This is a genomic window from Bacteroides sp. HPS0048 (assembly GCF_964240755.1).
Taxonomy (GTDB): domain Bacteria; phylum Bacteroidota; class Bacteroidia; order Bacteroidales; family Bacteroidaceae; genus Bacteroides; species Bacteroides nordii.
In genome coordinates, this window is sequence record NZ_CAXSVC010000014.1 from 82,906 (window position 1) to 104,724 (window position 21,819).

The following is a 21,819-nucleotide window of genomic DNA, read 5'->3' on the forward strand; positions in this document are numbered from 1 at the left end:
CGTATGAAGAATATAGCAGCTTTATTATCCGGTGGTGTAGACAGTTCGGTGGTTGTACACCTTCTTTGTGAGCAGGGTTACAAGCCGACTCTTTTTTATATTAAGATAGGTATGGACGGTGCAGAGTATATGGATTGTTCTGCCGAGGAGGATATTGAACTTGCCACTGTTACTGCCCGCAAGTATGGTTTGCCTTTAATAATAGTAGATCTGCATCGCGAGTATTGGGATAATGTGGCAGCCTATGCCATTGATAAAATAAAGAAAGGACAGACTCCCAATCCGGATGTGATGTGCAATAAACTGATTAAGTTTGGTTGCTTTGAGCAGCGCGTAGGCAAAGATTTTGATTTTACCGCTACCGGGCATTACGCTACAACCTTGCAAAGGGATGGTAAAACCTGGCTGGGTACAGCCAAAGATCCGGTAAAAGACCAGACCGATTTTCTTGCACAAATAGATTACCTGCAAGTGTCTAAGTTGATGTTTCCCATTGGGCATCTGATGAAAAATGAAGTTCGGGAGATAGCTCTGAAAGCCGGGCTTCCCAGTGCCCGTCGGAAAGATAGCCAGGGTATTTGCTTTTTGGGAAAGATAAATTACAATGATTTTGTGCGTCGCTTTCTCGGAGAGAAGGAGGGAGCTGTTATAGAATTGGAAACAGGTAAAAAGATTGGTACTCACCGAGGGTATTGGTTTCATACCATTGGGCAACGCAAGGGGCTGGGCTTGAGTGGAGGTCCCTGGTTTGTGATAAAGAAAGATATACAGGATAACATTGTTTATGTGTCTCATGGCTATGGAGTGGAGACACAATTTGGGAATGAGTTTTCTTTAGGTGATTTTCATTATATAACCGATAATCCATGGCGGGAGAGTGAAGCCGAAGGAGTGGATATTACTTTCAAAATACGCCATACTCCGGAGTTTATTAAAGGAAAGCTTTTCAGGGAAGAGGATCGTTATCGTATCCTTTCTTCCGAAAAGCTGCAAGGTATTGCTCCCGGACAATTTGGGGTGGTGTATGATGAGTTGGCTGAAGTATGTATCGGGAGTGGTGAAATTATTTAATTAATGGAAAATTGAAAGTTGAAAATTGAAAGTTAGCTACGCCACTATCACGCTGCATAGTAACTTTCAATTTTCAACTTTCAATTTTCCATTTTCCATTAATTAAATATAGTATTCCGCCAAATCCACAATTCCCGCCCGCATTGCATATTTGGTTGCTTCATGTACATTGTTTACGCCGAGTTTCCGGAATATATTCTTACGGTGACTATTGATGGTATGAAAACTCAGGTTCTTTTCGGTTGCAATCTCTTTGGTTGTTTTACCTGACGCTATTTCTTTAAGGATGTTTTTTTCTGTAGTTGTCAGCAGATGATCTTCCTGTGTGTGAGTACCGGAAGTGGGTTGCTGGTTATTACCCGAAAGTAACAGATTGCTGACATGATTGCAGATGAAACGTTCTTTGCGCGAAGCACATTGCAGGGCAGTGAGTATTTCTTCTTTAGAATTATCCTTCATCACGACACCGAATGCCATGCTGCTAAACAGTATCTGACGAAGGAAACCGATACTTAATTCATCAGAGAACAATAACCAATCTACCTCTTTGAAACGTTCGCGGAGTACAATCAATTCATCTGCTCCGGCAAAATCAAATAAGGTATAATCCAGAATTACTACGGCCTGTGGATGCAGACGTAATTCTCTGATTAATTCTGCTTTATTATCTGCTGTCAGTAGTAAAGATACATCTTTCTGCTTGCTGAGCAGAAACATCATTCCTGCTTTGGTAATGTCTTGATTATCTGCAATGATATACTCTCTCATACTTCATTCCTTTTTATAAAGGTAGCCATCGGCTCATATTTCTTTCGGTAGCACTAAACTCTACACCTATTTTTATCAGTTCACGTCCGTCTGCCTGGTATGGAATCAGATATCCTTTATCATCTATTTGCTGTAAGGCTTCTTCGGCTGTGCCATTGAGCTTGAATTCAAAAACATAGATGAATTTGGGAGTTTTTACTACAGCGTCTGCCCGTCCGCGTGCACTGCGTATTTCAACATCAGTAAACTGGCCCATTAGTTTAAAGACAAGGTAGAACACTACTTGGTAATGACGCTCGGTTTTATCGTTCAATTCATAAGGGAAATCAGCAAAGAAGGCTTGCAGGCGGGTGAGGAAGGAGTTATAATCACCTGCACGTAACTCCTGGATAAATTTTCCGATGTAGAAACTTTGGTCATTGTTTGCCATAGAGGTGTAAAAGGGTACTAAGAAATTGATGAAGCCATATCGTACCTCATCATTCGGAAATTCCAATAGATAGTTCCCAAATTCTTTATCATAGTCTTTTATCGTCAGATAGCCGCTCTGGTAAATCAATGGAATCGGATTATTAGCATCCACTCTGTATTCTGTAAATGAAGAGGCGGAGGCCTCTACTCCGTCAATCAATGTACGCAGATCGTACTCACTTCTTTGCAACAGTTCCACAAGGAAGGTCGGAGTACCTGTCTGAAACCAGTAATTACTAAATTTATATCCGTCAAAAACGTTGAGAACGCTAAATGGATTGAATACTCCTTCTGTAAACTCGCAGAAATGATAGCCATCATACAAAGCTTTCATCTTATGAAGTGTCTCTTCTGGAGTCAACTGATTCGTTTCTGCCAGTTTCTGTAGTTCCGGAGTAAAAGTATCGATTAATTCTTGCTTAGTAATACCACATACTGTAGCATACTGAGGCTTCATACTAATATCATTTAGCTGGTTCAGATCACTGAATACACTTACTTGTGCAAACTTCGTCACTCCGGTGAGGAAAACAAAACGCAAATAGCGGTCGTAACTTTTTAATACACCATAAAAGGCTTTTAGCGTCTGGCGATAATTATCCAGCAAAGACATATTGTCCAATGCTTGTAGCAAAGGTTTGTCATATTCGTCTACGAGTACCACTACACCACATCCCGTTTGCTCACTGGCACGACTAATGACATAACCAAATCGTTCTTCGGGGCTACGATCTTTTTTCTCATTACCATACAGGCATTCCCATTTCTCCAAATGTTGGTTGAGTATAGCAATTAAATCGTCGGGTGTTTCATATTTTTTGGCATTTAAGTCCAGATGAAGTACCGGGTATTGTTTCCATTCTGTCTCTATTTGTTCAATAGCAAGCCCTTCAAACAATTCCTTTTTCCCTTTGAAGTAAGACTCAAAGGTAGAAAGCAACAAGCTTTTACCAAAGCGGCGGGGGCGGCTCAGAAAATAGGGCTTTCCTGTATTCGCTATTCTCCACACAAAAGCAGTCTTATCTACATATAGGTAATCATCTCTACGAATATCTTCAAAAGTCTGTATCCCGATAGGGAGTTTACGCAATACACTGTTCATGGTTATTTTTTTATTTATTGACCATTCAAAGATACTCATTATTTCCATAAACCATTTCCTGCTTGGGCTAAATTTAAAATACAATAGTAAGCATACAAAATTGGTTTATTGATAATCTGTGTTTGTAAATAGTAAATGGGTTAAGGTAATATGCTGATAATCAATACTTATAAAAGTGTACACTCTTGTATAACTAAAGTGTACATTCTTGTAGTGCAAGGTTGTACACTTATGCATAATATGATTGTACACTTTTGCAATCTCTCTTCATTTAATGAATACAGATAGCTTAAATTACACAGATTTTAATAAAACAGAATAGGGTGATAAATAGAAACGATCCATTATCACCCTATAGTATTATTACTCTATAACTTTATGTTACATCATCTTCTTACCAGGAACGTCCTTTGAATACGTCTGACTGATCCAATGGTACAATATTACCGCTCAGTGTAATTGTATTGTTGTTGAAGTTCGGGTTTACAGTAACAGTGGCATTATTACCTCCATTGGTCAGTGAAATGAATATCTGAGCTGAAATTCCGATACCCTGTACACTGAATGAACAGTTAACATTACCTTTTTTGTCCGTTGTAATTTTCATATCCGATGCGTTACCGTCTACTGTTACACCACCAATTCCGTTAGGACCGGGGTATGGAGTATTGAAAGCAACCTGTACAGTAGATTTCTGACCATTCATCATCACAAAGTTTGTAGTCGTTGATACAAAAGCACTCTGTCCGTTACGGAAGATCACCTGATCAGCTTCGAGCACGAACTGTTTGTTTTTCAGTGCTTGTACAGCCTGCTGATAAGCTACTGCGTCGGCTACTTGTTCTTCTGCTTTCAGTCTTGCTCTTTCTGCGTCTCTTTGTGCTTTACGATCGGCGCGACGTACGGCTCTTTCTGATTCCTGTGCATACATCATGGTAGATGCACTTACCAATACTAATGCTAATAATGCAATAAACTTTTTCATAACTTTTTTTTGTTTAGGTTTAATAACGTTGTTCGTTATTGCAAAAACAACATATAGCAAAGATTGTTCATGAACGTTTCACAATTTTATGAAGTAGTTAAGTTTGTCTATCAGTGGCAAGTAGTTTAGTGGTTATCACTTCATTAGTAGTTAAGAAGTGGATAACCTTGCCACTTGACTCCTGATTAATTCACACATCAATACCTGTGAATGTTTTCAGGGCATACCCTATAAGAAAGCTTATTCCGGCCACACTGAAACTGAGTACGGCCATTTCCATAAAACGTTTTCGGAAACTTTCACCACGTGCCACCGAGTAGTAATAATTGAACAATGCTATAATAATAAGTGCCATAGCCAACATTACTCCCAATGCTATCAGTACATTGCTGATTAAAATGAAAGGAGTTACCAGTGCAACTACCGTAATGATATAGGCAATACCTGTGTAGATGGCTGCCTTTGCCGGATGTTTGCTCTTATCACCTTCCGATTTGGTAGACAGGTATTCCGATGATGCCATAGACAGTGCAGCAGCAATACCGGTAATACTTCCTGTCAGTGCTATCAGTTTATGGTCACTCAGTGCCAGGGTGAAACCTGCCAATGCTCCGGTAAACTCTACCAAAGCATCATTTAGTCCCAATACCACAGAACCCATATACTCCAACCGTTCTTCGTTTATCAGCCCGATGAGCTTTTCTTCGTGTATCTCTTCTTCGCGTGACAAACGCTGTAAATCTTCACATTCAGTATACCGGGCATACTCCTGATGGGCACTGTTTTCGCTGGATTCCATAAGTTTAATGGCAAATGTGATACCCAGGATGCGCGCTAACCAGTAGTATTTGGCAATACGCCAGCGGTTGGGCTTCACTTCGGTATTCGTATACTTTTTGAGTGTATAGTAATGGGCTTTCTCTTCGGCAGAGATCAAGCGTAGTACCTTGCTGTTGGATGTGTTTTTTTCAATAGAAGCCAGTCGGTCGTACACAATACTTTCAGTATACTCATTTCGCTGGAAACGAATAAACTTCTCAAGATCTTTTGAGGTTAAATTCATGTTATCTTATTTTTATATTTTAGCTTTCGGGCAAAGATACTACAAATAGACTAAATGTATTCTCTATCTGTTAGTATAGCAATAAAATTTATTAAAAGTTTGCGCCCTGTTGGATTTTTGATAGTACATTTGATCATTAATTGAATTTATTGATATTATGAAGAAGATAGTAACTTTTGGAGAGGTACTTTTGCGTCTTACCACTCCCGGCAATCTGCGTTTCTCACAATCCCGTGACTATGTGGCTACCTTTGGTGGCAGCGAAACGAATGTAGCGGTTTCTCTTGCCAACTTTGGGATACCGACCGAATTTGTAACCCGTTTGCCCGATAATGATATAGCCCGTGCCTGTATCAGTGATCTTCGTTCACATGGACTCCGTACGGATGGTATTATTTATGGTGGCGATCGTATGGGAATTTATTTTCTTGAAAACGGGGCTTCTTTTCGTAACTCAAAAGTAGTATATGACCGGTCGGGTTCTTCTTTCTCTACCCTTCGCCCGGGTATGATAGACTGGGAGACTATTTTTGCTGATGCCGGATGGTTTCATTGGTCGGGAGTAGCCGCTGCTTTGTCACAGGACGGTGCCGATACTTGCCTGGAAGCTCTTCAGATGGCAGACCGGATGGGACTAACGATCTCCTGCGACTTGAATTACCGGAAGAACCTGTGGAAATATGGACGTACGGCAGCTGATGTGATGAAACCGCTGGTACAGTATAGTGATGTGATATTTGGTGCGGAACCTGAATATAAAGAGATATTAGGTATTGCTCCCGTAGGTTTTAAGGCTGTAAACACAGATTATCGACTCAATCTTGAAGGTTTTGAAGAGGTCGGAAAGCAAGTAGCAGAACTTGTTCCCCGTTGCAGGAAGATGTTTCTTGAGCTACGCAATTCTTTATCTGCCAATCACAATCTGCTTGCCGCTGTGCTTTATTCCGATGGATCGTTAAAGCATACGGGGATTTATGATATTACTCACGAAGTAGATCGTGTGGGTACGGGAGATGCTTTTGTTGGCGGACTCATCTATGGTCTGCTCACTTATCCCGATGACGATCAGAAAGCATTGGATTTTGCGTTGGCAGCTTCCTGTCTGAAGAATACTTTCTATGGAGACTTCAACCTGGCAACAGTTGCCGAAGTAGAAGCACTGATGAATGGTGACTCTTCTGGCAGGGTACAGCGTTAACTTCGGAGTAGATGGCGCCTTTGCCACCAGTAACGGATAAAGAGTGCTCCGGTTGCGATCAGAGCCAATGACAATCCGGTATAAAATACGGATATGAAACTGGTGGGTAACAGGTGCAGACTTCGTATGCTGATGCCTAATGAAATCATGAAAATCATGACAATCCAGCTCTTTACATCGAAAAAAGAGAAGGGACAATTCTTTTCCTGTTTCTTTTGGGTGATGCGTTCGGTATGTTTATAGTATAGTCTTCTGAATATAAGAATGAAGAATAGAAGGAACACTACTGTGGCTTCACCCATTTTGAACAACCAGTATTGAGAATCATTAAGCCATGTCACGATTCCTATTCGCAGTATATTTGCCCCTGCCACTATCCATACGATACCGGCAGTAATCAGTAAAACTTGTCTGTTGACTCCGTATTTCATACATTAAATTTATAGATTGATGCATTAAACAACAAATAGAACTACCATTTAGGTTCACTTACGTGAGAAAAAAGTGATAAATAATGAACAACTGGTCAACAAAACACCCGTACCTATAACTCCATACCAACCAAATGCCTGCCAAAAAGTACCTGCCAGAAAAGTCCCCATTGAACCGCCAACAAAGTAAGTAGTCATGAAAATAGTATTGATGCGATTGGAAGCATTAGGACAAAGCTCAAAGATACTGGTCTGGTTGCTCAATTGAATGCACTGCATACCAATATCGATAATAATAATACCTGCTACGATACCCAAATAGGTGTTTTCTCCTGCAAAGAGCAGAAACCACGCAAAAAGTATTAATCCACAACCGATAAAGTTGAACCGGCGGACGCCCACTCTTTTTACGTATTTACCTACCAGTGATGCTGATAATGCTCCGGCTATTCCACAAAGTCCTAACATACCGATAACATTGCTTCCGGCGTGGAAGGGAGCTTGCCCCATTTTGAATGCCAGGCATGACCACATGGCCAGAAAAGAGCCAAATGCCAATGCTGCCCGTATGGAGTAGATTCGTAGCTGTGGGTATTCTTTCAGTAACAGAAACAGTGATTTCATTAATTCACTGTATTTCCCTTTGAATGTGGGTTTTATATCCGGCAGTACTTTAACAACTACCATTCCACATATCAGCATCAGGGCAGCGGCTATGTGGTACATTTCCCTCCACCCGAAGATCTCGCCGATGAACCCACTGATTACCCGGGAAGCGAGAATACCGGTCAGCAAGCCTGAAACGACAATACCTACGTTTCTCCCTTTATTCTCAGGTCTGGAGAATTGCGAAGCTATCGGGATGAATATCTGTGGTATTACTGAACAAATACCCGTAAAAAGGGAGGCTATTAATATAACATGTATGTTCGGTGCCAGCGCAATAGTCAATAGCGAAACTATCAGTATCGCAAAGTTAATAATGATGATTTTCTTTCGTTGATACAGGTCGCCTAACGGGATGATAAATAAAAGCCCCAGTGCATATCCGATCTGTGTAATCATAGAGATGAGGTTTGTCTTAAACTCTGATACACCCATGTCGTGGCGTATCATGTTCAGTAAAGGCTGGTTGTAGTAAAGATTGGCTACTGATATACCGGCAACAATTGCCAACGTCCAAAGTACGGATGCCGGTAATCCTCCGTTTTCTTTTAAAGTCTGTTTCATGGGCGCAAAGATAGAGAATTGAGCCTACTCTACAAAGAAAGTCACCGAAACTGTATTTCCTTCATTGTCTACTGCCGTCATTGTGTGTTTTCCTGACGAGGGGAGTAGGGATATCTTGTGAAAATCCTGTGTCTCGGCCAGGTAGTTATTGTCTAAATGCCAATATACAGTAGCTTTGGGAACGCTATGCACCAGTTCAAAAGTCAGCTGGCTTTTGCTCCCGTCCATTTGTTTGGGTAGAAATATGCGGGCATTCATGGTAGGATAGACAAACTGCATCGGACGGAGAATATCTTCCCCGCATCCGGGCTTGAAGGGAGGCAGAGTTTTGTATTCCGGGTGGCGTTGTTTGTAATACCATTCCCAGACAGGAGGTAGGGTGAACCAATTCTTTTGAATGGCAGCCTCTGTATTGATACAGCTTTCGTAGATACGTTGCGTTCCGTCTGCCGATAGGTTGATTCGGTGGTGATAGGGACATGCTTCGGTTCTGAGTCCGGCAGGAAGTATCAGTATGGTGTCTGTTTCTTCACAGAAGCGTCCTTTCAGATGTCCGGACAGGTGACAAACCTCTGCGTCTACAAATCCTTCAGAAGGTCTGACGAACCAGGGGGACGATGGTAACAGATTAAATACGTCGAACATGACCGGCCCTGCAGTGCGTGCCCCGACAAGTCCCGGTTTACCTTCTCCGGTAGCATTACCCACCCATACACCTACGGCATAGCGAGGGGTGACTCCTACTGCCCATGCATCGCGAAAACCATAGCTGGTTCCCGTTTTCCAGGCAATAGTCTGCATGGAAGGAATAGTACGCCAATCAATCTCTTCCGGTCGGTTTACTTCTTTTATGGCTTCAAAAGTCTGCCATACGGCACAGGGAGAAAAGGATGAGGTTGAAACTGCAGACGAGGCATTGTAGGTAGAGTCGGAAAGTAATAAAGAGCAGTTGGTTTTATCCAATCCTTTCAGGCAGCGTGCCATATCTGTATAGGCGCAGGTGATATCCCACAAGGTTCCCTCGGCACCTCCTAAAATAAGGGAAAGCCCATAATGGGAAGCAGGGCGGGTAAGGGTACTGATTCCTGCTTGTTTCAGGAAGTTGTAAAACTTTGGGACACCGTAACGTTGCAACATTGTTACGGTAGGGATGTTGAGTGAACGTGCCAGTGCTTCGGAGGCAGGGACGGCTCCTTCGAACTGCTGGCTGAAATTCTGTGGAGCGAAACCATTGATGTTAATCGGGATGTCAGGCAATAAAGTATGTGGGAGTATACTGCCTTCCTGTAACATAGCGTAATAAAGGAAAGGTTTGAGAATGCTTCCCGTACTGCGGGGGGAACGGATGATGTCTACCTGATTGCCGCTGTTTGTTTTATTGAAATGTACATTACCGCAATAAGCTATGGGCTGATTTTTCTGAACATCAATGACTAATATGGCTATGTTGCGGATATCACTACGGGAGAACTCACCATTCCAACGTTCTATCAGTTCTTCTATCTGCAGCTGTATTCCCCGGTCGATGGTACTTACAGAATAGTTGCCGTTTCTCGTTTGGTAGAAGTAGTCAGTGAGATGCGGAGCAATCTGTGGTAGTGGTTTGGGCTCTTGGGGCAATGGCTCGCTGAGGGCAAGTTCGTAGCTTGAATCATCCAGCACTCCTTTTGTGTGTAACCGTGTGAGGAGGCGGTTACGTTTATCGAGCAATGCCTGCCGGCTTTTGGAAAGATGAATCATAGCAGGAGAATTGGGAAGTACGGCGAGCATAGCTGCTTCTGCCCATGACAGATCGTCTGCCGAATGGCCAAAATAACGCCAGGCAGCGGCATCCAATCCTACTACATTTCCTCCAAACGGAGCGTGGGAGACATATAAAGAGAGTATCTTCTCTTTTGAATAACGGAACTCTAACCGGGTAGCCCATATCATTTCGATAAATTTCTCGCTGAAGGTACGAGGATTGTTGCGAGCCAGACGGATGGTCTGCATCGTAATTGTACTACCTCCGCTGATAACTCGTCCGGCTTTTAGATTCTGATAAGCTGCTCTTCCTATTGACACTGGGTTAACTCCCCAATGGTGAAAAAAATGGTTATCTTCAAATTCAATGAAGCAGGCTTGTATCTTTGCCGGAGTCGTAGTGCGGGGAGGAAAACGCCATTGGCCGTCCGGGGCAATACGTGCCCCGAGAAGCTCATTATTCCGGTCGGTCACAACGGTAGAGTAGGGGACATGGAATAGTTGCCGGGGAAGGCAAAAGATATACCCTATTAACAGGAGGGTAATGATCCCTCCCCCTATCATTTTACCCTTCTTCCTTCTCTTTCCTTCTTCCCTCTCCATTCTCCCTTCTCTTCCCCTCTTTATTCAACTACTACTTTTCCGGCCTGAGTCCTTGTCTGTGCTCCGGAATCGTACATTGCTTCACACTGGATAGCAGGTAATATGAAGGTTCCTGCATAGGTTGCCTGCAATCGTATGGTGAAGGTTTTAGACTGTCCCCGTTTCAGATTGAAATAGGTAAGTACACGGTCATCGCGGATATCCCGATAGGTATAACTGTTGTTCGTATCAGTACTTGTGGCTTGTTCCGGATGGTCTATCATACGTTCATTATATATCTCCCAACCCGATGGTATGATATGTGTCAGTGCCAGGTCGTTGTAGTCGGAAGTTCCACTGATGTTGGCTACCGTAACTACTGCCATAAAGTCTGTACCTTGTTTGATCGGATTTATGGAGATAGCTGTACCGTTCATATCAGTATATCTCACATCCAGACGTAAATTGTTTGCCATTGCAGGTAAAGTATCATTCAGTAATTGTGTCCGGGTGATAAGATCTACATTTAATGCTCCTTTTCCATTATTTTTCACTGTAACTTCACCTCCACCAGAAGCAGTGGCAAGTGTTTTCTCAAACACGGCTTTGGCAGATTTTACAGCGGGTTGTTGTTTGCCGTGCAGCGTCCACGAAAAGTCAAGTGTGCCTGATAGTTTTTCGGCCAGTCTGCCCATTGCCATTAGAGCAAATGCAGTGGATTGGGTGCTGAACCACTCTTCACGGGATAAAGTTTGTGAAACTCGTTGTGCCTGTGCAAACGCTTCCCGTTCGCGTCCCATTAATAGCAACGTTTCCAGTATCATAGATTCATCGCGGTCATAAGATCCGTATACGTAACTTCCCGTAGAAGAGGAATAAGGCTCTACTGTAGTCTTGGCATTAAATACCAACTCATTAGCAGCTTTCATTTTTCCGTTTAAGGCGTATGCTGCCGCCAGTCTCCATTTAGCTTGTAAAGAGAGAGTTTGCTCCATCTCCTTCAGGCGGTTCATGGCCCCGTGTTCCGGTGCTCCTGCCAATGCCAGTGTGTATAGCCTGAACGCTTGTTGCAAATCTGATTGCCAGTAATATCCGGTATCCTGTTGAGGTGTACGCCAGTTTTGTGCAGCCGAACGTTGGAAACGCTTCCACTTATTGAGTACATTGGCATTTACGGCATATCCTTTTTCCTGTGCCATTACCAGGAACATTCCGGCGTAGGAGGTTATCCATTCGTTGGCAGAAGCACTCCCCGGCCAGTAAATAAATCCTCCGTTGGGTAACTGACGGGTATACAGTTGTTTGATTGCTTCCTGTACATTTGCCTTTATTTTTTGAGATTCGGTTTCGTCTACTGCTTTGAACTGACTGATAAACAGGAGTGGGAGAGCCTTGGAAGTTAGCTGTTCTGTACAGTAGTGCTGGTAGTTGTACAAGAAGTCGAATCTACGGCTGATATCTACCGACGGGATACGGGATACTTCCAGCTTGACACTGTTTTCCGGTGAACGACTACCTAGCCTATAAGATAGTTCACAATTTTGCCCGTTTTCTATCCATTTACTTTCACGCAGTGTTACCGCCGGATTAGGGTTACGCACCTCTATCTCAATTGTTTCCGAGACTTTCTTCCCGGCTCCTTCGGCTGTTACGCGAAGGGTTGCTTTACCGGATTTGCTACCAGTCTTTAGTTTGAAGAAAACTAACTGGTCACCCGGTTTTACGAATGAAACCGATTGTTGGGAGGCATCGCTGATTTGTGCACCACCCGATGCTGAAACGGATACTTTTACATTCTTCACTTCTTTCTCCATGGCAAATACATTGACCGGGAGTGATATCTCCTCTTGTGTACTGAGCACGCGGGGTAATGTTGAAAGAATCATGAGTGGGGTACGTACCGAAGTTGTCTTTTCTGCCCGTCCGTATGCTCCGTTTTCTCCTGCCACCACCATGGCACGTACTGAACCTACGTACATTGGAAGCGTGATTCGGTGTGTCTGGCTTTTACCCTTGCCAATGCTGAACGGACCGATAAAACGTACTACCGGTTTGAAACGGTTTGCTTTGGTATCTGCCGGTTTTAATGTTTCATCACCTCCGGTACTGAACAGTGAACTGTAACTACCTGTATAGGCTCCCAACACATCGTCATACATGTCCCATGTACGAATGCCTAATGCTTCCCGTGCATAAAATTCGTTCCACGGATCAGGTGTTTTGAAGTTGGTAAGGTCAAGTAATCCATCGTCTACGATAGCCAGTGTATACGTCATTGGTTTACCTGTCTTTTCGCTTACTGTCACATTGAATTCCGTTTCGGGACGAAGTACGTCGGGCATCTGAATTTGGGGCTGGAGTACAGTTTCTTTATTAGTCACAAATACCGGCATTACTCCGTACATACGGATGGGTAAATCATTTACAGTTTGTGCATGTGGTTGCAGCAGGCTGATGTGCAGATAGACATTAGGTGCCATTTCCGGGGTCACTTTGAACTGATATTTGGTGTCTTCTTTACCAGATACATCCAACCATTCACGTTGTAATACCTCTGAACCGTTTTCCAGAGCGATAAGTGCTCTGCCTCCTGCTGAGGCAGGGATAATGGCAGTTACCGTTTCACCTGGTTCGTAAGATTCTTTATCGAGAGAGAAAGCCAACATTTTGATGCCGCTTGGATCAGTCTTACTGGAACGTCCGCGCCATTCGGGCCAGTCTACATAGACTGTACCTCCGGTAGCATGTCCGCTTTCTGTGTCTTTCACATACACCAGATAACGTCCCCAATCGGGATAGTTGATGCGGAATCTGAAACTGCTCTTTCCGTTTATGGTATTCAGCTTTCCGCTGGCCACAGGGGTATAAGAACTACTGTTGACATAAGTCTCAAACGATTCTCTGGAACTTTCCCACCACCAACTCCAACTGATGCGGTAAATCTTATATTCAAGTCCCGAACGATTTACAGGTTTTCCTTCCGGATTTACGGTGACGATGTCAAATACATGATCCTTATCTGTCTCGATATATTTACCTTTGGGCTGATTGAGGTTGATACCTACATACGAACTGAAAGGAGAAAACGGTACACTTGTTGTATTGATACTTGCATCTCCGCCCGGTTCGAATACCCGGGTGGTAATATTGGCTTGTAGCATACCCGGTGCATTTCCCGATTCGGGTAGTTTGAGGGTGAACGATGCATTGCCGTTTACATCCAACATGCCGCTGAATACGTCCATGCGTGAAGAGGTGAACTCTGTTGCCGGATTATTGAATATATATTGCCCGTAATTCTTGAATTGCGTATTGACTTTGGAGAGTGACATTTCGACTTTTGTTTTCAGTCTTGAAGCCTGGGCACCTGTTAGCCATGCTGACGACAAAGTAGTACGTATCTCTCCATCCGAGGCTTTGAGTATCTCTCCCGGAAGCTGTAGGTTGATTTTCAGACGGTTGGGCTTTACCGTTTCTATTCGTAATGACTTGTGAAAGGCCGTTCCTCCAACCTTCACGTAAGCATTCCATAGTCCGGTAGGATCTTCTGCTCTTGTTGGTACAGCGAAAGTATACAGTCCGTTTACTCCGTTAGTGGAGATTAACTTATTGTAGAATTGTCCCCGCGGATTATAAATTTCCAATGCTACGGGGTGTTTATCCGGTATCCGGTTGTTACGGTCTTCAAGCATGAACGAAATGTGTAGTGTATCGCCGGGACGCCATACGCCTCTTTCGCCATATACAAATCCTTTTAATCCTTTCTGTATGTCTTTACCGCCTACGTCAAAACGACTGACTGACTGTTCTTCCCCGTCTGCCACCCGTACGTATGCTTTTTGCTTTCCGGTTTCTGCCACAACGATGAAAGGAACACCTTTAGTCTCAATGACAGTGAATCCGTTTTTATCAGTTTCGGCTTTACCCACTGGCTGTAGTTGAAAATTGTAAGCTGTTACTATAGCTTTCTCTACCGGGGTAGTATCTAATATGTTATTTACAGTAATCCACAATTTGTTGACCGAGTTTCGCTTTACAATCATACCAAGATTAGATGCCAGTACATTACATGCAGCTGTTCGGTCTGCTCCCATATAGTAAGATATGTGGCAGGGGTTGTCGCGCTCTTCCCAACGATATTGTCGCCAGTCCATTCCTTCGGAACCGTTGTAATAATAGTAGGTCTGCGGAGTATCCCACACAGCTTCATCTTCTTCTGACAGTTGTTCGGAGGATAGTTTAGTTAACTGGTCCGAACTTTCGGAGAATTGTAATTCTTTGTCATCTTCTCCGCATGGATAGGCCGAATAGGCTTGTTTGAACGAAAGGGTGATCCGGTAGATAGCTCCCGGTTCCTGATTGATCAGTCCAGAGAGGTCAATAGAATAATCTTCCCATTTGCGGATGTCTTTGGACGGGTCTTTATCCAGATGTAGTGTCTTTTTATAGACCAACCGTCCGGACCGTCTCAATTCGTTGGAAGATGAAAGAGTGTTTGTCTGCATAAACATCAGTACATTGCTTTCAAATATACGGATCACATTCAAGTCAACAGCATGCAGGCTGACAGCCCGGAAAGGGATAATCAGATTTTTGGAGTCGGGCAAAATGGCAGCATCTGTACGTAATTCCACTTGTGGTTTCAGGCTGGGTTGACTGAAGGAGATAGAATGGGAGGTGCCGAGTTTTTTTCCTTTCCTATTTTTTATACCTTCATAGATTCTCAGTGTGAGTTTATTGGAACGATTGGGCTCGAAGTATACGTTTACTTTGTCATTGATTACCTGAAATGTATACGAAGAGAGTTCCGCGATTTCAATGAGTCCCTTTAGGTCCTGTGTGGTAGATACGGGATCGGAGAACGAAATTTGTATCCCGTTCTCTGGTTGCTCTATGCGTTGTGCAGACATGAAGCGGAAGATATTTTTTGCCGGAATAGTCACCTTCTCAACAATCTTCCGGTCTATACCTGCCACTTTTCCGTTCAATGTTATTTCCAGATCGTAATCTTCCTGTGCCCTCGGTATACGGTTGATGTTGAAATTGTATCGCATCGGATTTCTTGTGCCTTCTACAGAAATGGCATAATCTGAAGAACCATTTCCATTAACTGAGATCATTTTCTCTACTTGTACGTTGTCAATCTTGTCGCTGAAACGTATTTCTCCTTTAACAGAAGCGTACTCGGGGGTAGCGGCAGTTATGTCGAGTGGTTCCATTGCCAATGAGAAATCCTTTTCCTGTACCCGGAATGAGAAATTAAATTCTTTCAGACGTTTGTCTACTTTTACAAAGTCTCCCAGTTGAAACGAAGCCTCATACATTGTTCCTGGTTTAAGCGCTCCTTCTTCGGGCAGGAATTCTATTGTATTATTGCTTATCCAATATGTTTTCCCTTTCAGTGAAGGCGAAAAGCGGAATGGATTCTCTTTGAGTTCGTTATTTAAATCTACTACGGGCTGATCTTGGGTCAGTTCTATTCGTATGGGTGAGGATTGCGATATTACCCCACCTGTATAGGCATTTACATAAGGTGTAAATTCCGAAGAAGGAACAAGTTCTTTCTGACTGCCTGCACATGAGCTCAGGCTTATGATGATGAACAGAAGAACAGAATACGCGGCTGGAATCATTGTTGTTCGTTTCATGGTAAAGGTATTAAAAGTTTAGTGACCAAAGATAATGAAAATATGCTTTTTACTATATTGATTCATCTAAAAAAATAAAACAGTCTTTGATTGGGGGGGATATCTTTTATCAGGGCAATCGCACCAATTTTAGGTTCAATTGACCATCGCTTGGCGTACCTCCCCGTGCGGGAAGCACTCAAAACTGATAAATAACTGAAGGATTTTTCTTTATTGTGGCAAGAATAAAATAAAATATTGATTTTCAAAAACTATCTTATAATTATTCTTTTCTATAAATTCATTTACCACCTGGCTCTTTTTATTACTTTTAAAAGTACCTGCTTCCACTCCGCAATCAATCAGGTAGTTCTCATCCGGTGCTCCGAACTCTTTTCCTATGCTATCAAATTTTTGTCTTAATATAGCTGGAAGTGGACCTTTGTAATTGTTTAATTTCTGTTTTAGTAGCGGTGCACTTAGTAATTCCGGCCAGGAACATCCGATGAAGGGCTTGGTTCGTGTCATATAATTAATGGCGGGTATACTGCCGTAAGCAAACAGGCAGTCATCTTCTTTAATATATGGCTTTATCCCTGCTAACAAGTCATTTATTATACCGGCTCTTTCATGAGAAGTATAAACATGTTTCGTTCTTTCGTTCCGGATAGAGAACCGCTTCTCGAAAAGTAGTCCTCCGTCAAAGTATACTCCTTCTGTTATCGTTTTGACTCCACATATTAGAATGTATATACCCAAGGTTAGCAATAACATTTTTCTTACCGTTTGTACAGATAAAGCGGGCGGAAGAATTTTGTTTTTTATGGAAAAGTAAAACGAGATGGCCATAGGTAATCCTAACCAATAGATAATACTACCGTTATTGTACATGCCCCCATCACTGCCAAGTGGTATGATCAGGATCATAGAAAGTCCTGCCCATGATAACATCTTGATTGCTTTGTCATTATTCAAAAAAATATTTCCTGCTAACCCTATCAGGCTGAAAGCACAGAGGATAATTACGGCATTTTCTTTATAGAAAAGAATACCCAGTACTGTAAAAGCAATGATTCGGATGAGTAATTGTAACAGAACATTTCTTACATATTTAAGAGATAATAGCAGAACAGCATAAAGTAAGAGTATTTTCGCTCCGAACTTGAAAATCAGGTAGTAGATTCTTACCTGAGCGAATATCATATTGGTCAGGGTATGGGAACTTGTTCCGCTATCGTCTCCTGCAGCAGAGGTCAGTTCGTGCAAATTATGAATGAAATATTCATAATGCCCTAAAATTTTCATTAGTAAAATAACACCTATAATTCCTGTGATGAACGAAAGTGTAAAGATCAGGCATCTGCCGGCACAACGACGAGCGCTCTCTTTATAATAAAGTTTATGCAGAATTATAAGCAGAATAATGCCATAATCGAGTATATTCGGAATACGTGCAAAGGTGTTTAATGCAACTATAATTCCACTGATAATGAACCATATATTATTATTGCTTCTTAACCCTTTGAATAAATAAAACACAGCAAGTACATATAGAAGGCATGTCATCAGATCATTGTAGAAAGCCATAGGTAGACCTACATAAGAAATAATAACCAGTAAAACTCCAATGATTATAGCCGATACATGGATATGTCTGCGGAGCAGTCTATATACCAGATAAACGGTAATCATATTGTTTACTACTCCCAACAAACGTATATCGAATATTCCTGCATCGGGAAATAAAGTAATGAAAGTACCTCCCACAACTCCGCTTAGATAATACATAAAGTTGTATTCCACACTTTCGGGGGCTTTGAAGATATGATCGTAGAAAGTCATATAGAATCCAGAATCGCATAATTCGAACCCCCAAAAGACAGATATCAATTGATAGGCGATAAGAAAAAGACAAGTAATTCCGAAAGCTTTTCCCGGATTGTTCTCAATAAGATGATATAGTTGAGAAAGTGTTTTCATTAGAGAAAGTTTATTATATATCTCTGATAAATGAGCAATCAGATTAAATATTATACTTCTTTAATAAGAATTATATGCAAATATAGTCATTGTTGTTAACATAGCAACACTATGGAGGGTAGATTATCATTGTATTGTTAATGTGGCTATGTATTGTTAGGAAAGAGAAATAACGAGCATGATATACGTGAACTAAAGTTGGAAAAATTAGATATATGTTAAATAATAAAATATACTAATTGCATTTTATAATGATTTTATTGTTAATAAATTAGAGCGATATACCTTTATAAATTTTACTTTTTATTTTTTTTAACTATATGCTAAGTATATATTTTGTATATTTGAGGTAGAGATAGGATGTTAAGGTACATCTTTATGTTCAAAAAATTGAGGAGCGAGGACGCTTTTATTAGATGTCATTGAGACAAAAACCAGTACATAGAAGAATTAAAACCAAAGATAATATGCTTATTAATAGACAAAGAATTTATTTGCCTTTATCTGTCCTATTTATGTTTTCATTATTAACTTCTTGTTTTGACGAAAAGTTAGAAACGAATGTGAAGGAAGGGCATGTGACAATAACGGGTATTAATACCCGTAGTTATGCGGGATCGAAACCGGGAGATGGTATTGATGATAAAGTTGAAACACTTCGTATATTGGCTTTTGATAAAGCTACTAATGTATGCAAAAGTAATGCTTTTTATTATGGCGCTGCATTGACTGGAACTACGTTGCAGCATCCTATTAAACAAGGAGAATATAATTTTATTTTTCTGTGTAATGAACCTCTCCACCAGGATATACAAACATTGCTTGATGGTATTAATCACTATGATGATGTAAAGTCAATTGCATATCCGGCAGAGTTTTTTAATTCGGATCATGTTATTCCTATGATAGCAGAAAATAGAGGTGTAAAAGTATTGGCCGGAGGAAAAATCGAAATAAATAATACTGTAAGTACGGAGTTGATTGTAAAATTAAGACGACTTGCTGCCCGTGTTGATGTTGTCTTAAAATCGAAAATGGATTTAGGAGATATAAATTCTACTATATTTGAGGGAGTTACTTTCTCGAACCTTCCGAATCGTGTACCGCTGGTACATGGTTTACCCAGTGATCCGGTCTCTGGTTGGGTATATGATAATCCAACTTTAACTTACAATGGAACAGCGATCACCAGAAATGTGATACGTAAATTTACACTTAACCACAATGCCGATTATTTTGAGATAAATCCGGCTTTTCTAACTTCGACAGATAGGGCAAATGATTTAATTTGGGCAGCCAGAATAAAAAGGGTAATCGTGCCTTCCAGTTATTTTGCAACAAAAACTACAGAAGCAAATGCAGTTGATTTTACAGTTAATATGATAAAAGATTATAGTCCTTCATGTAAACTGCAAATTCTATCTGACCCGGATTATACATTACCGGCGAATGCCCGACTCGAGTTAACGGCCAGCATTAGAGAACCTTTAGAGGTGAATATAAAGCCTTCTCCATGGACTTCTGATGTTAATGATTGGGAAATAGTGGGTAATCGTATCTTAAATGTATCTCATGAGAAAGTTAAAATGACAGACTTGAACGGGGTTCGTATTTCTTTCTGGTCAAATATGCCGGTGGTACGAGTGTTGAATACTGTGCAAAAGCAGGGAGAGGCTACGAAACGTATTACTAATGAGGTTTTTAACTGTTTGGCGATAGATGAAATCAATAATCCCAATCCTTACCGGTTTTATTTTGATCCGCTGACTGGTAGTGGCTATATGGATTTGTTGATTGATGGTACAAATACCGTTGTTGGTTCTCCACATATCAGAACTGAGAATATGACTGGTACGTATACGTTGACTTTGTCAGCAGAGGAACAAGATGGAAAAAACGCTTTACAGCGGGAGATAGAGGTGGTGGTAACACAAGAAGGTTTGCGTTTTGTTCATGATCCTACTAAAAACGGACAGGGTTTGTTTAATGGGGTCTTTTTTAAACACAATCAGAAAGGTGAACGTATCATCACCGGGCAACATGGTGTGAACTGGGATTGGTCAGTGGAGGTACCTGCTGAGTTTCGGGATTGGCTGATAGTGAGTGCAACCCCCAGTTTTGATCCGGGTGTAGGTACAGAATCACCAGAAGATGCCGAAAAATATCACGTAGTTCCCAATCAATATAAAGGAGAAACAGGTTATAATATATCAGGTCTTAAAGGGCGTATCTATTTTCGTATTGGCGTTAAAGAAAGTGCTAATTTTGTGGCTAATAAAGATGCAACTCCCAAATTTGGATATGTCAATTTGAAATATCGTCTCTCTGCTACGTGGTCACCCACTATGACTATTTTTATTCGGCAGGGAGAAGCACCTCATTATATATATGGACCGGATGATCCGATTCCGGGAGAAGTATATAACGGTTGGAATGGTGGAACTTTGATAAGTTCAGAAGTCAGGGAGGATATGCGTCTTTTAGCTTCTGATTCACGTAATTTGGGGGCTGCGGAGTTTTCACCTCTTAATTTAACAACAGATGGATTGGCTGGAAATGGAAATCCTGCTTATGAAAATGTTGGTATAAGGGGGGCTCGTTTCGTTGATTTTCCTTCGCAGGCAGGTGCCTTTTTTCAGTGGGCGGTAGATATGGGCTCTAATACTGATTATAGTAGTTATTATCGTAGAGCTTATAATCCAACAAAATCATTGAATAGTACGGCTTTCCCGTGGGGATATGAAGAATTTCCAATTATGTGGGACGGAGCTACTGGCATATCTGTATATAAAAGCCAATTTGAAGTTTGTCCTCCGGGCTATCGTCGTCCTACAGATGGATATACAAATAAAATATCTGTAAATGGATATTATCCTTATTTACCGGATGTCGGTTCTTCGGCTACTGATTTTGAGGATCACAAAGCGGATATAAAGTATTCTGAATTAAGAACTTCTTTATTTTTAGTTCCTTTTGCTGGAAATGCCTCTTCAAACGCTGATTATAAAACAACTTATACTAATGTTGTTTCTACGAATACTGGGCCTGGAACGTATCCTTATGGTAAAAGTGGAACAGCTCGTAAACAATTAAAAAATACATCTTTTACTTTTTATTCGGATGGCTTTTTTGATCGGAGACCTATTAAGGAAGCTTCTTCAGGTAACTATGGTGTGTCATTAGGAAATAGTAAAGTTGCTTATCAGGGTGTACTATACTTTAATTTTGATACTTCAAAGAAGATATATCGTTCTGTCTTTTTTCCGGCCACCGGTCGTTTGAATAATACAAGTGGTAATTTGGAGAGTGCGGGTAGTACTGGTTATTATTGGTCGTCAAGTGTAGGACCTGGATACAATAGGAGTGAATTGATATCAGGAACAAGTGATAGAAGAATGCGTTATGGAGCCTGGTCACTTGAATCTGCCTATAATGCTCATAACATGAGACTTTCATATCAGGGATTTGCTCAGGCTATCCGTTGTGTAAGAGAGTAAAGTATATTCTATGATGAGTTTTTAATTAATAATATTCTGTGGAGAAGGCATCGTTTTTATCGATGTCTTCT

Annotated in this window: 12 protein-coding genes; 3 read left to right on the forward strand and 9 right to left on the reverse strand. The window is 41.4% G+C overall.

Annotated features, from left to right (window positions below; all coding sequences use genetic code 11):
* Positions 1-3 precede the first annotated feature (3 nt).
* Complete coding sequence (gene mnmA / locus ACESQI_RS12725) at positions 4-1,071, forward strand: tRNA 2-thiouridine(34) synthase MnmA (RefSeq protein WP_122202275.1); 1,068 nt, start codon at positions 4-6, stop codon at positions 1,069-1,071.
* A 102-nt stretch (positions 1,072-1,173) separates the two neighbouring features.
* Here the strand turns inward: mnmA and ACESQI_RS12730 are convergent, their stop codons facing one another.
* The 4 genes from ACESQI_RS12730 to ACESQI_RS12745 form a co-directional block, all read right to left on the reverse strand.
* Entirely contained in the window at positions 1,174-1,839 is a 666-nt protein-coding gene (locus ACESQI_RS12730; protein WP_122202274.1) for a response regulator transcription factor, read from the reverse strand.
* A gap of 13 nt (positions 1,840-1,852) precedes the next feature.
* Positions 1,853-3,412 (reverse strand): ATP-binding protein, encoded by a 1,560-nt coding sequence (locus ACESQI_RS12735; RefSeq protein WP_373126238.1) that lies wholly within the window; start codon positions 3,410-3,412, stop codon positions 1,853-1,855.
* A gap of 394 nt (positions 3,413-3,806) precedes the next feature.
* Positions 3,807-4,397, reverse strand: coding sequence for a DUF4251 domain-containing protein (locus ACESQI_RS12740; RefSeq protein ID WP_002561860.1), 591 nt, complete (start codon positions 4,395-4,397; stop codon positions 3,807-3,809).
* Positions 4,398-4,587: 190 nt separating this feature from the next.
* The gene (locus ACESQI_RS12745) at positions 4,588-5,460 is read right to left on the reverse strand and encodes a VIT1/CCC1 transporter family protein (protein WP_007484807.1); all 873 of its coding nucleotides are present in this window, start codon (positions 5,458-5,460) and stop codon (positions 4,588-4,590) included.
* A 157-nt stretch (positions 5,461-5,617) separates the two neighbouring features.
* Here ACESQI_RS12745 and ACESQI_RS12750 point away from each other — a divergent pair, with 157 nt between their 5' ends.
* Positions 5,618-6,658, forward strand: a complete 1,041-nt coding sequence (locus ACESQI_RS12750) for a sugar kinase (RefSeq protein WP_195660758.1) — start codon at positions 5,618-5,620, stop codon at positions 6,656-6,658.
* Here the strand turns inward: ACESQI_RS12750 and ACESQI_RS12755 are convergent.
* From ACESQI_RS12755 to ACESQI_RS12775, 5 genes are all read right to left on the reverse strand, one after another.
* On the reverse strand, positions 6,655-7,089 hold the full coding sequence (locus ACESQI_RS12755; RefSeq protein WP_002561857.1) for a hypothetical protein: 435 nt from the start codon (positions 7,087-7,089) through the stop codon (positions 6,655-6,657). The two genes, ACESQI_RS12750 and ACESQI_RS12755, sit on opposite strands and share 4 nt — an antisense overlap.
* Before the next feature lie 54 nt (positions 7,090-7,143).
* Complete coding sequence (locus tag ACESQI_RS12760; protein WP_234130494.1) at positions 7,144-8,319, reverse strand: MFS transporter; 1,176 nt, start codon at positions 8,317-8,319, stop codon at positions 7,144-7,146.
* Positions 8,320-8,343: 24 nt separating this feature from the next.
* The gene (gene pbpC, locus ACESQI_RS12765; protein ID WP_373126253.1) at positions 8,344-10,626 is read right to left on the reverse strand and encodes a penicillin-binding protein 1C; all 2,283 of its coding nucleotides are present in this window, start codon (positions 10,624-10,626) and stop codon (positions 8,344-8,346) included.
* A 59-nt stretch (positions 10,627-10,685) separates the two neighbouring features.
* The gene (locus ACESQI_RS12770; protein ID WP_373126240.1) at positions 10,686-16,292 is read right to left on the reverse strand and encodes an alpha-2-macroglobulin; all 5,607 of its coding nucleotides are present in this window, start codon (positions 16,290-16,292) and stop codon (positions 10,686-10,688) included.
* Positions 16,293-16,502: 210 nt separating this feature from the next.
* Positions 16,503-18,251 carry a glycosyltransferase family 39 protein gene (locus tag ACESQI_RS12775; protein WP_281962383.1) on the reverse strand — a complete coding sequence of 583 codons (1,749 nt, stop codon included), beginning with the start codon at positions 18,249-18,251 and terminating at the stop codon, positions 16,503-16,505.
* A 515-nt stretch (positions 18,252-18,766) separates the two neighbouring features.
* Between ACESQI_RS12775 and ACESQI_RS12780 the strand changes: the two genes are divergently transcribed.
* Positions 18,767-21,748, forward strand: coding sequence for a FimB/Mfa2 family fimbrial subunit (locus tag ACESQI_RS12780; protein ID WP_229127655.1), 2,982 nt, complete (start codon positions 18,767-18,769; stop codon positions 21,746-21,748).
* The last annotated feature ends 71 nt before the right edge of the window (positions 21,749-21,819 follow it).

Coding starts and splice junctions, on each gene's coding strand:
- pbpC (WP_373126253.1), bottom strand. CDS start 10,626: ATGATAGGGGGAGGGATCATTACCCTCCTGTTAATAGGGTATATCTTT.
- ACESQI_RS12740 (WP_002561860.1), bottom strand. CDS start 4,397: ATGAAAAAGTTTATTGCATTATTAGCATTAGTATTGGTAAGTGCATCT.
- ACESQI_RS12780 (WP_229127655.1), top strand. CDS start 18,767: ATGTTTTCATTATTAACTTCTTGTTTTGACGAAAAGTTAGAAACGAAT.
- ACESQI_RS12770 (WP_373126240.1), bottom strand. CDS start 16,292: ATGAAACGAACAACAATGATTCCAGCCGCGTATTCTGTTCTTCTGTTC.
- ACESQI_RS12745 (WP_007484807.1), bottom strand. CDS start 5,460: ATGAATTTAACCTCAAAAGATCTTGAGAAGTTTATTCGTTTCCAGCGA.
- ACESQI_RS12750 (WP_195660758.1), top strand. CDS start 5,618: ATGAAGAAGATAGTAACTTTTGGAGAGGTACTTTTGCGTCTTACCACT.
- ACESQI_RS12760 (WP_234130494.1), bottom strand. CDS start 8,319: ATGAAACAGACTTTAAAAGAAAACGGAGGATTACCGGCATCCGTACTT.
- ACESQI_RS12735 (WP_373126238.1), bottom strand. CDS start 3,412: ATGAACAGTGTATTGCGTAAACTCCCTATCGGGATACAGACTTTTGAA.
- mnmA (WP_122202275.1), top strand. CDS start 4: ATGAAGAATATAGCAGCTTTATTATCCGGTGGTGTAGACAGTTCGGTG.
- ACESQI_RS12730 (WP_122202274.1), bottom strand. CDS start 1,839: ATGAGAGAGTATATCATTGCAGATAATCAAGACATTACCAAAGCAGGA.
- ACESQI_RS12755 (WP_002561857.1), bottom strand. CDS start 7,089: ATGAAATACGGAGTCAACAGACAAGTTTTACTGATTACTGCCGGTATC.
- ACESQI_RS12775 (WP_281962383.1), bottom strand. CDS start 18,251: ATGAAAACACTTTCTCAACTATATCATCTTATTGAGAACAATCCGGGA.